13 protein-coding genes and 1 pseudogene are annotated in these 13297 nt (G+C 56.7%); 8 read left to right on the forward strand and 6 right to left on the reverse strand.

Annotated features, from left to right (window positions below; genetic code table 11):
* Nucleotides 1-810: 810 nt before the first annotated feature.
* The 3 genes from ABIC09_RS31755 (at nucleotide 811) to ABIC09_RS31765 (ending at nucleotide 3826) form a co-directional block, all read left to right on the forward strand.
* Complete coding sequence (locus ABIC09_RS31755) at nucleotides 811-954, forward strand: hypothetical protein (protein WP_354111733.1); 144 nt, start codon at nucleotides 811-813, stop codon at nucleotides 952-954.
* 114 nt (nucleotides 955-1068) lie between these two features.
* Nucleotides 1069-1623, forward strand: a complete 555-nt coding sequence (locus ABIC09_RS31760) for a hypothetical protein (RefSeq protein ID WP_354111734.1) — start codon at nucleotides 1069-1071, stop codon at nucleotides 1621-1623.
* 2080 nt (nucleotides 1624-3703) lie between these two features.
* A complete protein-coding gene (locus ABIC09_RS31765; protein WP_354111735.1) occupies nucleotides 3704-3826 on the forward strand; it encodes a hypothetical protein in 123 nt (40 codons plus the stop codon).
* Here the strand turns inward: ABIC09_RS31765 and ABIC09_RS31770 are convergent.
* Genes ABIC09_RS31770 through ABIC09_RS31785 form a run of 4 tightly spaced genes read right to left on the reverse strand, consistent with a single transcriptional unit; the run spans nucleotide 3823 to nucleotide 5451 of the window.
* Nucleotides 3823-4527: a hypothetical protein gene (locus tag ABIC09_RS31770; RefSeq protein WP_354111736.1), complete on the reverse strand. Its 705-nt coding sequence runs from the start codon at nucleotides 4525-4527 to the stop codon at nucleotides 3823-3825. The two genes, ABIC09_RS31765 and ABIC09_RS31770, sit on opposite strands and share 4 nt — an antisense overlap.
* A 52-nt stretch (nucleotides 4528-4579) precedes the next feature.
* Nucleotides 4580-4852: a hypothetical protein gene (locus tag ABIC09_RS31775; protein WP_354111737.1), complete on the reverse strand. Its 273-nt coding sequence runs from the start codon at nucleotides 4850-4852 to the stop codon at nucleotides 4580-4582.
* Between the two features lie 10 nt (nucleotides 4853-4862).
* The gene (locus ABIC09_RS31780; protein ID WP_354111738.1) at nucleotides 4863-5168 is read right to left on the reverse strand and encodes a hypothetical protein; all 306 of its coding nucleotides are present in this window, start codon (nucleotides 5166-5168) and stop codon (nucleotides 4863-4865) included.
* Nucleotides 5161-5451 (reverse strand): hypothetical protein, encoded by a 291-nt coding sequence (locus tag ABIC09_RS31785; protein WP_354111739.1) that lies wholly within the window; start codon nucleotides 5449-5451, stop codon nucleotides 5161-5163. The genes ABIC09_RS31780 and ABIC09_RS31785 overlap by 8 nt, the downstream gene beginning before the upstream one ends.
* Nucleotides 5452-5917: 466 nt before the next feature.
* Between ABIC09_RS31785 and ABIC09_RS31790 the strand changes: the two genes are divergently transcribed.
* Entirely contained in the window at nucleotides 5918-6418 is a 501-nt protein-coding gene (locus ABIC09_RS31790) for a hypothetical protein (RefSeq protein WP_354111740.1), read from the forward strand.
* 262 nt (nucleotides 6419-6680) lie between these two features.
* Entirely contained in the window at nucleotides 6681-6893 is a 213-nt protein-coding gene (locus ABIC09_RS31795) for a hypothetical protein (protein ID WP_354111741.1), read from the forward strand.
* 653 nt (nucleotides 6894-7546) lie between these two features.
* On the opposite strand, the gene ABIC09_RS31800 is transcribed toward ABIC09_RS31795, so the two are convergent.
* Nucleotides 7547-7951, reverse strand: a complete 405-nt coding sequence (locus ABIC09_RS31800) for an ester cyclase (RefSeq protein ID WP_354111742.1) — start codon at nucleotides 7949-7951, stop codon at nucleotides 7547-7549.
* A 2085-nt stretch (nucleotides 7952-10036) separates the two neighbouring features.
* Here ABIC09_RS31800 and ABIC09_RS31805 point away from each other — a divergent pair.
* Together ABIC09_RS31805 and ABIC09_RS31810 are read left to right on the forward strand one after the other, a co-directional pair.
* Nucleotides 10037-10240, forward strand: coding sequence for a cold-shock protein (locus ABIC09_RS31805; protein ID WP_354111743.1), 204 nt, complete (start codon nucleotides 10037-10039; stop codon nucleotides 10238-10240).
* 654 nt (nucleotides 10241-10894) lie between these two features.
* Nucleotides 10895-11389, forward strand: a complete 495-nt coding sequence (locus tag ABIC09_RS31810) for a DUF4142 domain-containing protein (RefSeq protein ID WP_354111744.1) — start codon at nucleotides 10895-10897, stop codon at nucleotides 11387-11389.
* Between the two features lie 17 nt (nucleotides 11390-11406).
* On the opposite strand, the gene ABIC09_RS31815 is transcribed toward ABIC09_RS31810, so the two are convergent.
* The gene (locus tag ABIC09_RS31815) at nucleotides 11407-11760 is read right to left on the reverse strand and encodes a hypothetical protein (RefSeq protein WP_354111745.1); all 354 of its coding nucleotides are present in this window, start codon (nucleotides 11758-11760) and stop codon (nucleotides 11407-11409) included.
* A 545-nt stretch (nucleotides 11761-12305) separates the two neighbouring features.
* On the opposite strand from ABIC09_RS31815, the pseudogene istA reads away from it, so the two are divergent.
* Nucleotides 12306-13268 (forward strand): annotated as a pseudogene (gene istA / locus ABIC09_RS31820) (IS21 family transposase); the annotation flags it as partial.
* Between the last annotated feature and the right edge of the window lie 29 nt (nucleotides 13269-13297).

Below are 13297 nucleotides of genomic sequence, written 5' to 3' on the forward strand. Positions count from 1 at the left end.
CAGCCGGCTGCCGCGCCATCAGCCGCAGCCAATTGACCTTTGTGTTCGTGAGGTGACATTCGGGGAGCGTCTTGAGGTCGCTGGTTCAATCCGGCTCCCGCAATCAACTTGAAAAGCGCTCAGATAAAGACGGCGGATTTTGATTTCACCAGGGGAGGTTCGATCGCTCCGGCCCCACCCACGCAGTCCTGAGTTTGGTCAGGCTTGGCCTGCAACGCGACAATGGGCCGGAAATCCCGGCGTTTCGCGCTTTCAGCTTTGTCTCCAGACTCCCGGTCCGCAGAACCAGAGGCGGAAATTGCGGAAAGTCTCCGGCCTGCCCGCGAAATATTCCCGTTTTGCGGAGACTAACGGCGGAGACCGGTTTGACCAAACTGCCGGCCGCGCGCCGCAGTCGAATTCGCCGTCGTCTTTAGCTCGAGGAGGGGCGAATGGGCTCTGGTCACTCGAGTGCTGCCGCGCGGGAGAACGGCACCGTCGATATTGAGAACTGATAGGGCCATTAGACACCGAGCGGCTTAAGCTCTAATTCGTCCTGCACTCGGGCATATGCAGCCTCAGCGGCTTCGAAAAGGTCTCGGCTTCAGCATCAATGTATTGTTTGAAATAGCGGAGCCCGGATGAGTCCGGAGCTTCATCACCAGCAAATTTGTAGTTCACAGTCGTCTTCTTTCGTTCGCAGTGCAACGAAAGTCGTCAAACAAAAAGGTAACTATTGGGGCATAAGGCTGCTTAACGTGCAGCACAGATTAACATGTGACAATTGGATTTCGGCAAATCAGGCCTATGTCAAAGGCGGGAGGATTGCCCATGCCTGAGTATCTCGAAGATTTGCAGATGCTTCGTTTGATTAAGTCATTTCGGAAAATCAAAGACCCGGAAGTTCGCCGCCTAATCCTGCGCTTTATCGAGGAGAAACTGACGGAGACCATGAAAGTGAAGGAGCAAAGCTGAGGGGCTGGACTGTTTTGCGAACGAACGGCCCCACGCCAACCATGACTGGAGAGCGCATTGTCATCTCGCGCGCAGCTCTTAAATCTGGTCAAGCGGTGAGCTTATTTCAAAGCCATGGACCATTATCCAGAACACCTAACCCCTCCGAAAGACGAGAGGGGCGCCGTAGATCCCGACAAATTTGATGAGTGGTGGATCACATCACAAGAAGAGTTCCCGACCGTGCCCCCCGAGGTCGCGAGGTATTGGCTTCATGAGCACTGGGGCTATTCATCCTTTTTCTGGCTCCCCTCAAGGCTGTACCGCTTTGACAAAGTGTCTTGGGCTGCAGAGACCTTGGGAAAAATTCTTTCCGACGATGATGATTTCAGGGGTGAACACGTCAAGACGCTAAAGCGGGGCAAATGGCTCGTTGAAGGCAAGGAGATGGGGCCATATAGGACTGCCCGCTACATGCTGGAACATCGGACATTCCCTGTCCCAATAGTGGTCCTTGATAATAGAAATGGCGGCGTAAACGGCCTGCATGCGCGAGCGCGTGAGTTTCCGAAAGCTTATATGCTGGTGGAGGGGCACCGCCGCTTCAGTATGGCATTGTTCTTGGCTCGGACAGGAAGGATTAGTCCCACGGTGCCGGTTTGGCTGATGACAAAAATCCCGGCTGGTTAGGCCGGGCTATTCTCAACGGTAGGTACCAAGATCTGGCGGGAGTGGGGTAGGAGGACTGGGCGGAATGATGCAGTCGAAAATCCATCTCGCTGTAGAGGCGCTGCCACAAGCTCGCGCATACTTCGATTTAGTCTTTGTAGGCTCTCGCCCTTCGCCCTGAACCACAACCGGCCTGTCAGGCGATATCAGGTGACGGTTGAGCTTGGCCTGGCCGTCGTCGAAAACGATTAAACCTGCTGACCAGGGATTGGCGAGTAGCTCATGGCTTCTTATCCGGCTTTCTGCGGTACGTGACCGAGATGTAATTTCCGGCCGGGACGTCGGCGATTGCCTCGTAACCCTCGCACTTCGAACAGAAGGGCAGGACGTCTTCATACGGTTGGCCGCACTTCGAGCACTGCTTCATGGCTTCCTCCATACGTGCGCCCTCCCGTTGTGGGTAGAAGCGCAACGGGGCTTAAGGGTGCATTCGGCGGAAGAGGTCGAGCTGGGGTGCATCGACGATGCCATTGTCCGGCTTGAACTTGGCGGTCGTCATGTCCTCCGATGCCCAGGGGAATTGCAGAAGCTCGCACGTAGGACAGGGCAAGTTCTCAGGCTCTGGTGCTTCCCAGGTCCACTGCACGAGCTGATGCTCCCAGTCGCATCTATACCAATGTCGGAACATTCACTGCTCCTCGATTGGCTCATCCGCTTCGTACTGGCTATCGGTCAGGACTTCGGGCCGATACCTGGCCAGTTTCGCTTCCTCTCACTTCGGGCAAACCCTCGCGAGAGGAATACCGCGAGCGTCATTGCGCCAGCGGGGCATGAGACCCGCGCGGGGGCAGGGGCGTGATTCATCAGGCATTGAAGCCTCCTGGAAAATTATCGCCGAGCACATCGCAAGGTCATCAGCTCTCCACGCGGCTTCACCACTTGCGTGGTTTCCCTGATCGCGCCAGCGTGCCTACCGGAAGGTTTTACCGAGCTTGGGTGTAAAGTGTGTGTGCGGAAAAGCGGTCACCCATCGCGGCCATTGTAGTTATCGAATTGCATTCGGCACGCCTTACGGAAACAGTCGAAAGACTTCTTGATTTGCATCCTGCACTTAGGGCTGGAGAGATGGCGCAAGAGTTCTGGGCGTCGATCATGAAATAGCATGAAAGCGAATGGTTAGAAGCGCGGAAAAATGCGACGAATGTACCGTCGAAACTGGATGAGAGCATCAGCGACCCGATCGTAGCGATGTACTTTCTGCGAGGTAAGCGCCCGAAGCTGAAATGGTGGTAGGGTGAGCAAGCCAGGCGCCGCTGAGGAACCGCTGCTTGAATGCGAGCTGTCGCCTTGTGCTCCGATGAGCGAGTACGAGCTAGCGGTATTCAAGAAGCACGAAAAGGATGAGCAAGACCTCAACAGCAGAAAACCGATACTTCGACCAGCTTGGTACCTGGCTACAAAGCGATTGGCGCCCGTGCCCGATCTATCCGAATGAGCGGGCGGTCGAAAGATCTCACCCGCATGGTGTGGCTGAGTGGAGGACAGGCGGAGCACTCAAGGCCCACCACTTCTTTGCTGTCGGTCTCTCGAAGCGAGCCCACCTCGAGTACGACGCAGACCACGAGGGTTTTGAGGAGCGCCACGGGGTGACCCATGCCGAACTAGTCCGCAGGCGATGGGAGGCCCTTGGCGTCAGTCCTGGACCGTGGATGTTAGAAGGAATGGCGCGAAGCGCGCGTGAGTGGCTGAGGCGGGTTTTGGACCGTCTGTAAAATAAATATCGGGACAGGCGGTGTGGGCCTAACAGTGAGGGGCCATTGATTTTGTTGGTTTAGTCAGTCATTCGTACGAGTCCCGTGTTCCTAGGGAGGGAATGCGGTGAGGGGACGAAACGCAAAAACCGATGTCTCGCAAATGACTTATCGACATAGTAACGGCAAGGTTCGAGTCCGTGTGCCAGTCCCGATTCCTAAGTGATTGTTCGAACTAAGTATTTTGAGCCGCCTGTGTCAGTCATTTGACAGGATTTGGCAAATACCCCCTCCTGACAAAACCCCCTGAAAGATTCGCTCTTCATGTTTTTCAAATGGAGAGCTGCGTCATGTCAGACAAACTTCTGGTCAATCTCTGGGGTGCGAGCATCAGCGCCGATGGCGTCTGGGCGATCGGGGCTGCGGTCTTGATCGTGGTGGTGATTGCCTTGGCTCGACGAGTGCGAGACTAAAAGAAGAGTTTAAGCTGGTTGATGGCCCACCCAAGCTTCTTAGCGACGGCTTGCGATCTGAACACGTCATCGAGATAACTCTGCCAAGAATCAGGGGTCATTACCACTTCCCCAGTTGTGCTCGCACGATGCTCTATCATCCCCTGCAGGTGAGAAATCGGATATTGAGTGCCGTTTGCCAATTGAAGCAATTCCTCGCGTTGTTGCTCCTTGTGCTCCTTCATCCTGACCATTGCCCGTGAACGAGTCACAGGATTCTCAATGTGGAATTCGTCGCTCTGTGTCTCCAGAACCGCCTTGCGTAGTGCGCTTTTCGCGGCGGTGATATCCTCCTTCTCGTGTAGGTCGAACTCAATACCACGATAAGCCGCAATATCTGCCGGTGGCAGCTCATTCCGCCTGAACATGTGAATGACGGGCTTTTGCAGCAGGTGTCGAATGCCTAGTTCGTAGAAGGCATTCGCATTCTTGGTTGACAGGTCGGCGATGACTAAGTCGGCGTCGATTACAGAGCTAATAACTTGGGAATCGACCATCCCGGGCTGAGATATCTCGTCGGCGCGAACCACTTTGTAGTCTTTAAAATTCGTCGAGAATGTCGGTTTGATAATAAGCTTTAGGAGCTTATCGGCGTCGGCCCGGATATCGGTTTTATGGCCACCAATGGGGCCGATAATGAAGCACAGCTTTTTGTCAGACATTTCCGCCCCGCATCAGCAAAAAGCCCCCGAAGGGGCTGTACCAATGCGTGTACTATTTCAGGCCTTCGCCTTCGAGGCAATCTATCTCGATGCAGGCGACGCTGTCTCTGTCTGCTATGGTTTGAGCCATAGCCTGTGTCTTATGGACGTATCGGCCCTTGTAGTCACCGTCCTCGTCCCGATCGATAACCATCCAGCCTTGAATGCGCTTGGGATCGACCCATTCTGCGACTATCTCGTGCGGGTTGCTTACGGCATTCCCGTCTTCAAACCAGGAATGAGGATCGTTGCCATCGTTCGGCCCTCCGCGAGCGACATAACCCAAGGCGCGCTCCTCATCGACACCGGGTAATTGCACGGCAAACGGCTAGAACATATGCGACGCCGTCCTTTGTTTTGTACTTCTTTCCTGCTTCCAGTTTCAGTTTAGTAGGCTCCATTTCCTCTTTTTCTCTTCGTTTATCGTAAGCGCTCTCGCGCGAACCTTGTGCGTTGAAATCTGCTATATCGATGATAGGGCTCAGTGTTTGTCTTTGGTCCCAACATGCAAGGGTAGCGTAGGCCGGATGCCCAACACCTTGGCGGCGCGCTCCATTGGTCTCGGGGGGCGCCCTGATCTGAATCGCAATCCAATCAGCCATTGCCGCCTCCGATCGCGTCCGCCAGTTCGTCCGTCGCGCCTTGACTGGCCCGGGGTGTCACGTCCTTAACGGCGTCCTCGATTTCATCGGCAGTGTGGTAGCCCATGAGCAACTGAGGGCAGCTCACACAGCCAAAGAACGCGGCGGCGCGGTACCGAAACATCTGCTGCTCCATGTTCCGCCATTTTGGGTTCTTGTCCCAGCCCTCGGCCTTCACCATGCGCGGAGTGATTTTGATGCCTTCGAGGTTGGTGCCGTCCTTTGCGTTCTCCAGGCAGTGCATCCGTAGTCGTCTCCCTCACCCTCAAACTTGAATTGAAGGGCTTGGGCAAACAGACCGCTGCCATTGATAAGCGCGATGACAAACTGGCCGTACCAAGCCGGGCGGCCGTGAACTACTACGAGCTGTTGGGAATCGTGAACGGGCTGATGCCCATGTGCTTAAAGCGGGCAGCTAAATCTAAAAGGACAAGGCAGTTAGCCACGTTGCACTGAAAGTTCTGCGGCAACAGCGTACCTTTAGACCGGGCGCCGGCCATGGCTGAGCCAGCTCGAAGCCAGCTTGGGTGGCGAACAGTCGGCGGTGTCGACTGCGGCCCGACCTCAATTCCAGTTTCTGCGGCCTCGCGTACCGCAACCTCGGCCTTCGTGCTGGGCGCGTCTTGACGCCTCTAGCATTGTTTCTGAATCATCCACATCTCCGTCTTTCTACTTGGTTCATCGTCGATATAATTAGAGAATCTTTGGTGATGGATTCGATGGTAATTGTGACCCGACAAATGCCACCATCGATGAAATCGACGACATGTGTCATCAGCACGGGTGATACCAACAACGGTGTTCTCGATATTGATGTTGCTGCTGGCACAGAGCTCACCAGGCTGCCGCTCAACGCGGCCACTTCAAATCAAAAAACAACTGTAATGCTAAGATCGACTGACAAGCTGACGATGCGACATAGAGGCCCCCTGAGCCGCGCAATTAAGGAATTTGTTACGAATCATGGTCACCATATTGCTATTGCATATGGGTCGCGATTTGCGGCCATGGAATTCCTGAAGTGGTTTGAACCTGGGCATGCCGGGTTAGCGGTCTCTTTCAAGACGAGAGGCCCGATGTTTAAGGGCTTCACGGTCGTCGTTGTGGCGCTGATTAGTACAGCGCAGGTGGATCAATATCTAACCCACGGTCGGTACACCGACGCGGCCATGGCTATGCTGCGACAAATCGGTCGCGCGGTTGGATTTTAGATAGTTCTTTGCGACGGAGGCGCGTGTGGAAGGCATCTCATGGGCCGATCTCAACGGGGATGAACAACGCGCTATTGCGATATTGGGAGCCGGTCTTTCCATTGAACTGTGCAGCCCCCTTGCTCTCCTGATGTTAGGTCGGCTCGGTGTGACCATAGGGTCTCATTTGACGGCTGCTGGAGACAATTTGCGAAGAGATGCCGTTTTGAGGGGTGTCGCTGGGTAAGCGGTTCGGTGTCAGTCGATGACGACGGGGGTGGGAATGCCAAACGCAATCGAACTGATTGTGGACGGTTACGTTCGCTTGAACAATCGGAGGGCTCCGGATGATCTCAGTATGCAGCGCCGGAAGCTGGCGGTGGACCTAAAGGGACGTGCAGGTTTTGATTTCCGGACAACCGTCCAGCAGATCGCGGAAGATATCGTCGTGATCGAGGCTGGGCTGGCGCGGTTGGATGGGGCGGGGACGAGCTAACCTCCCCGAAGCCGTTCGTGTTCAAGCTGCGATTGACGACGCGCAAGGGCGCGAGGATCGCGGCTTGGTCGCTGGTGATGCTGGTTGCGCGTCTGAGGTTACGGACGACGGCGCAAACCTGAATTCCTCCCGAAGCCGATGGGGTGCACCCAAAAAGAAAAGGCCGCCTGCGTCTCCACAAGCGGCCCAAAGTCTAGGGAGGACACGCCCAAGGAGGGCGGCGATAGCGGGAGTGCTACCGCACACCCTATAGATAAGGCGATCGCAGAGTCGGCTCAATTGAACGTAAGGGGGCACGGACCGATACCAAGGTTTATAGCGCTCGCCCTTAAAGCCACACCACGATTGTCGGAGCGCAAGCCGATGCTGCAGACGTGGACATAACCGTAGAAGATCAGCTAGCTTTCCTCTCGGGCGTTGTGATCATGGCCCCGCGGGTGAGATGGGGCATCGCCGATTAAAGCGCCGCATGATGCCGCAGGTAAATTGTCAATCTACTGAGGATCGGGGCGCCGCTTGACTACTTGGCGTCGTTGGTGTGGATAGGTCCGGTGTCAAGGTTAGCCCGGACCCGGCAGCGCGCGAGCTTGGACCGCTGCTTTTGACACACAACGGACCTGCTTGCGGCCGCCAGCCGCCCACTCGCGACAGGTTCATTTGGGCGGAGGCGGCAACGCTCCGATCTGGTCAAGAAGTGCAAACCTATCGGGCACGCCCCAATGCTCCACGAGTTTCCCGCCAGCGAAACGACAGATGTCCATGACGTCTATGGTCACCGGCTTTCCAGAGCGCGGATCGAAGCCCGTTGCCTTGCAGCGCGCCCACACCGTGTCCTCAGTTTCGACTGAAGCATTCAGCGTGAGCTTCAAGTTGTTAATGCTTCTGCGAGCATTCTCGATCTGAGATTTCAGAATGTCTGGACCGGGAAGGTCGGTATTCGTCAGATACTGATGCTCAAGAAGCCGCTCTGCGCAAACTTCGTCTGCGACCGACAGATCACCGCGCGAGAAACCACGATCGATTATGGATTTGAAAATTTCAAGGTTCGAATGTGCCAAGAGTGCCCTCCAATGCCTGAATTATCGGGCGGTATTGTAACACAAGTCTGCCATGCTTAGAGGCAGCTCCTGGTCCGACTCGGACGTCCGGCCATGTGGCATTTTGCGCTGCTACTAAGGGCATAGCAGACGTCAAGCACGCCTTGACTAGCAGCACTCGACCCATGAGTAGACGGCCTACCCGAGCTCTGAGTGATACTGCGGGCACGCATCCCCGATCGAGTCCAGCACGTCGCAGACCTCGGCAACCGCTTCAGCGGCACAACGAACGCCGCACAATGATCCGCACGGACTCGAACCTCGGAACGGACGGAGCCGTTTGGGGTGAAGGTGTGAACAGGCGTTCAAGATTGGGTTTGACGATACTAGATGACAGCGTCGCGGATCACGCAGTCCCGAGCAATCATGCTTCGAGAAGGTCGATTTTCGCGCGGCCATACCGGACGCGCCGAAGCGCCCTCGAAGGGGTGTATTTCTTTCTGCTCCTGTGGCTTTAAACAGGAAAGCGGGTCACGATTGCCGCGACTATCATCATCGCCAACAGCGCCGTCCCAAACCAAAGCCACTGCGTGCGCCAGTCGTCCGGCTCTAATTCGTTCATTTCCCCTTCGCCTTCAACCCCAGTTCTGCGATGCAATGGCAGATCCCGCCGGCGTAATACAATTGAGAGCAGCGACGCAAACAAGCATACGCAGGCCGGCGGCCTTGATCTGGTACATGGGCAGCCCTCTGCTCCCCACTAACCGAAACGGGCGAGCAACGGCAATAGTCTCGAAGGCCTCGCCCATCCCGGCTCCGCAGCGCAAGTCTGCGCTTAGTGTATTGCCTCAGCGCGGGTGCGAACGATTTCCGAGAGGAGTAGCTTGGCCGTCATTTCCGGCCGTGACCCGCCTACGTGGGTTGCCTTGCTTCCAAATGCAGATTGCACGTACACGATCGAGTTTTGGACGAAATATGTCCCGTGGTGTGCGACACCGTAGAGTATGACCGTGATGGTTCGAACTACAGCAGGCCTTCCCATGTGAAGCCTCGCTCATAGGAGCAGTCCTTACTAGTCACATTAAGTGCATGATTCGGGTGGGCCTAGAAACCCAAACCAGTGCTGCCCGTGTCCATCCTTGAGCTGTAACCTGCGACCTGTCGCGACGACGGCGCATGCGACACGTGTTGTCCGGCTTAGCCGGGGGCCGTCGTTACGTCCAAGGCCTCAAGGCTCAAAAGCGCCGCGCCTGTCTCACTGGCAGGTTTCTAGCCCCCGGCTGCCGGGCCGACACCGGCAATGGCCCTAGAAAGCCAATTCAGTGAGCAGCCACCATGGAAAACGTCAGAGAACTGCCAGCGGACTCCACCCGTGCGATTTTGTCCGGACTCGGTATCCAACAGCGGGAGCGCGCAAGGGCTCTCCGCGACCTCGCCAGACTCAGGAGAGAGGCCCGTGACGAGATCGGCCGGCTGATCCAATTCCTGGGCGCTAGCAATCCGTACGTCATGACTGAGCTGGAGGGCAGATGCCTCGCGTGTGGCGTGGGCGTCACAGGAGGCACGAGACTCCGTAACAGCCCTTTCGAACCGCCACCGTGAAGTTGCTGTAGAAATGGGGGCACATCGCTCTCAGCATGGTCCTGCTCCAGATCGCACCGACCACCCGCGGCCCATTGCTCTTGGCTGTGGTGGTGGTCGAGGCTTGAGAGGGACGGCGCGTCGTGTCCGATCAAAGACCCAAACAGCAGGCACCATGTCGCCGGTGGATTCTGTCAACACAACGCTGTGACAAGAGACTGTATCGCCGTCCGCGTGGTTGAGCGGTGGCCGGATGAGATCGGCAAAAGGATCGCTGCGCCACCACGACAGCGCATTCATGGTCCGTTTTTTTTAGGACTTCAATTTGATCGAACTAAATCTCAGCATCTGACCGCCTGACATGATCGTGCCGGCACCGGATGCGCGCGTTGATCCAACCAACGCTCATGGGGTGTTTTACGGTCGGCAGTAATTTGGCGAGTTATTGGGGACGCGGTCGCGGCTAGCCTTTCTTTTGTCGGAATTCGGGCACTAGTTTTCGTTTTTGAAAAGTGGAGAAGTTAAGTGGCTATGGGGACGGTAAAGTGGTTCAATCCGACAAAGGGGTATGGGTTTATCCAACCTGACAACGGCGGCAAGGACGTGTTTGTTCACATCTCGGCTGTTGAAAAAGTCGGTTTCACTTCTCTCGCCGAGGGCGCCAAAATCAGCTTCGACGTCGTGAACAATCGCGGAAAAGACTCGGCGGAAAATCTACGGATCGGGTGAGCCTTCAAACCGCGACCCAACTCGGTTGCGGCTGGGCGCCGCTTCGTTATCACCGCTCTGTCCGCATGTAAGGGCTGCGCTCTGAGACCAATCGGAGGTCGGGGTCGGCGGCCCCCGTCAGGGAAGCCTCGATCCGGAGTGGGGTCTCTGCGGGGCGCTCAGCCACCACAGCTCAGGCAATGACGCCGACTGCGAAAAGGGCTGCCGCTAAGGTCCAAGGATACCGCATCATTGCGTCCTTGTTAGTCTGCCATCAAAGTCCCGATCAGGTTGAGCAGCGCTTGGTACTCCGGACCTTTGCGCTGCCCCGCAGGAATTTGCGGATTTCAATGTACGACGTCCGTCCCCACAGCCGGCATTCGGCTGATGCTTCGCGACTGGCGCGCTCGAACGCGGTTGTCGCGCTAAATACCAGACGTCGCCATTGCCGCTATTATACAGGACCAGATCGATCATAGCGAGCTAATACGCCCCGCACTATTCGGTTCCTGTTGGGCGTCGTGCCGACTTCCGCCCGCCAGAAGATCCTGCAGTAGTACCTGCGCCCGAACCGCTTGAGCGTCCGCCAGCACTCAACCCGGCCCCATGTGCTCAATTGGAACCTCTTCCGCAATTGGCGTGTTCATCGCGACAAACAACCCACAGGAGTTGGCGATGAACAGAATGCTTATGTCGCTCGGGACAGCAACCTTGATGGCGATCTCAGTTGCCGGCGCATCTGCGAAAGACAAGCAAAGTGAAACGTTCCTTACGAAGGCAATCGAGGGCAATTTCGCCGAAGTGAGCATGGGAGAACTGGCGCAGCAGAACGGTCAAAGCGATGCCGTCAAATCGTATGGCCGAATGCTTTCCACAGATCATGCTGCCGCCAATCAGAAGGCTTTAGATGCTGCCCAGGGAATGGGAATGAGCCCACCTGGCGGACCGAATGCGAAGCAAAAAGCCGAGTATGACAAGATGTCAAAAATGTCCGGGGCAGGCTTCGACAGAATGTTCGCTACCCACATGGTCGCAGACCACCAGAAGGATATCGCCGAGTACAAGAAGGCATCAAAAAGCAAGGATGCTGCCGGAGAATATGCTTCCGGCCAGATAGATACGTTGCAAAAGCACCTGGACACCGCAAAATCGTTGAAAGCCAGTAATTGATCCGACGCCGGAAAGGCTCAAGTAGCTCTTCTGGAATTTGGCAAAAAGAACCGAGGCCGTTTGGCCGGGCGGCTTAGCTTTGCAGCCGCCCAGCGGCGGGTCCCAGCATCCAACGTGGCTCGAGCATCATCGAGTACCGAGTAGGTAACGCCGTGCACTTCGTTCATCAGCGAAAGCATCACCATCATCGCTGCGATATATGCACGCCGCTCTGCCTCGGTGTTGCCGGCCTCGGTTGATCGCTGTGCAACCTTCATAGCCATTAGGACTAGAGGGTGTTCGGCTTCATTTCTCAGATTTTTTATGGTGTAGAAGCAGATGGCTGCGTCGTAGGCCCCTCGATTGAAGTCGAATTCGTCGTTGTGGGACATCTGGACAGTTCGGGCGACCAGTGCCCGACGTCGAGATTGGAGACCAACGTAAGAATATCGCCGATGGCGGCCCCGAGTTCCTCGTCTTTTCGCTCCTCGCGTTGCCAACTTGGCGTGGTGGCCGGAAGGTGACAAACCCGAGAATATAACGGGTGGTCCAGAAGCCAGGCGGTAGGCCGTGAGTGTGCTGGATGCTTGCTATCAGGGACGAATGGCCTTAACCGCTGCTGCGGTAGCGACTTTGCGCGTGAGTGGAAGAGACCGAACATCGAGTACTTTCGTGTCGTGAGTTTGCGGCACTGCCGTCTTGGGTTCGCGGAGCGGGCTACGACCTCGGCGGCGCGCTGCAACTGGGAGCCAGAACGAGGACTCCCTATCGTTCATAGGTGCGGCCGCCCGTACTGATGCCGTAGAGGGTGGCTGAGTAAGGAAGTCGCGCGAGAATTGTCGCGTTCTTCATATCGGCTCCTGCTGTGATCCCCTCGGACAGCAGCCTAACACCTCCACTATTTCGTGCGCATAACGCGTCCACGCTATCGATAAACGCCAAGCGGTGGAGCAAGGAACGCGGCACCTCGACAGCGTCGGCCCATGTGCCGCTCAGCTTTGCCCCAGGCGAAGCCTACCAGTTCGACTGGAGCCACGAGGTCGTCCTGCTGAGCGGCACCACGGTGATGGTGAAGGCTGCCCATGTCCGGCTCTGTCACAGCCGCATGCTGTTCGTGCGGGCCTATCCGCGGGAGATGCAGGAGATGGTGTTCGACGCCCACGACCGGGCGTTCGCCCTGTTCAAAGGCGCCTGCACCCGCGGCATCTACGACAACATGAAGACCGCCGTAGAGACGATCTTCGTCGGTAAAGGCCGTCTCTACAATCGCCGCTTCCTGCAGATGTGCAGCCACTATCTGGTCGATCCCGTTGCCTGCACGTCAGCGTCGGGCTGGGAGAAGGGGCAGGTCGAGAACCAGGTTGGGCTGGTCCGGGAACGCTTCTTCACGCCGCGGCTGCGGTTCAAAAACCTCGACGAGTTGAATGCCTGGCTGCTCGACAAATGCATTGCCTACGCCAAGGCGCATCGCCATCCGGAGCTGGCCGATCAGACGATCTGGGACGTGTTCGAAGCCGAACGCCCCAAACTCGTTCCCTATGCCGGCCGTTTCGACGGCTTCCATGCGGTGACGGCATCGGTCTCGAAGACCTGCCTGGTGCGCTTCGACAACAACAAGTACTCAGTCGCAGCCAGCGCAGTCGGACGGCCGGTGGAGGTTCAAGCCTATGCCGATCCCATCCTGATCCGTCAGGACGGACGGATCGTTGCCGAGCATCCACGATCCTTCGGTCGCGGCGAGACGACCTACGATCCCTGGCACTATGTGCCGGTGCTCGCCCGCAAACCCGGCGCCTTGCGCAACGGTGCTCCCTTCAAATATTGGGTGCTGCCGGCCGCGATCGAGCGGATCCGGCGCAAGCTTGCCATGAGCTCGCAGCCGCTGCGTCAGGCTGTTGAAGGAATGCGACAGGAGCAGGATGCGCATGA

The organism is Bradyrhizobium sp. S3.12.5 (genome assembly GCF_040548225.1).
Taxonomy (GTDB): Bacteria; Pseudomonadota; Alphaproteobacteria; order Rhizobiales; family Xanthobacteraceae; genus Bradyrhizobium; species Bradyrhizobium cytisi.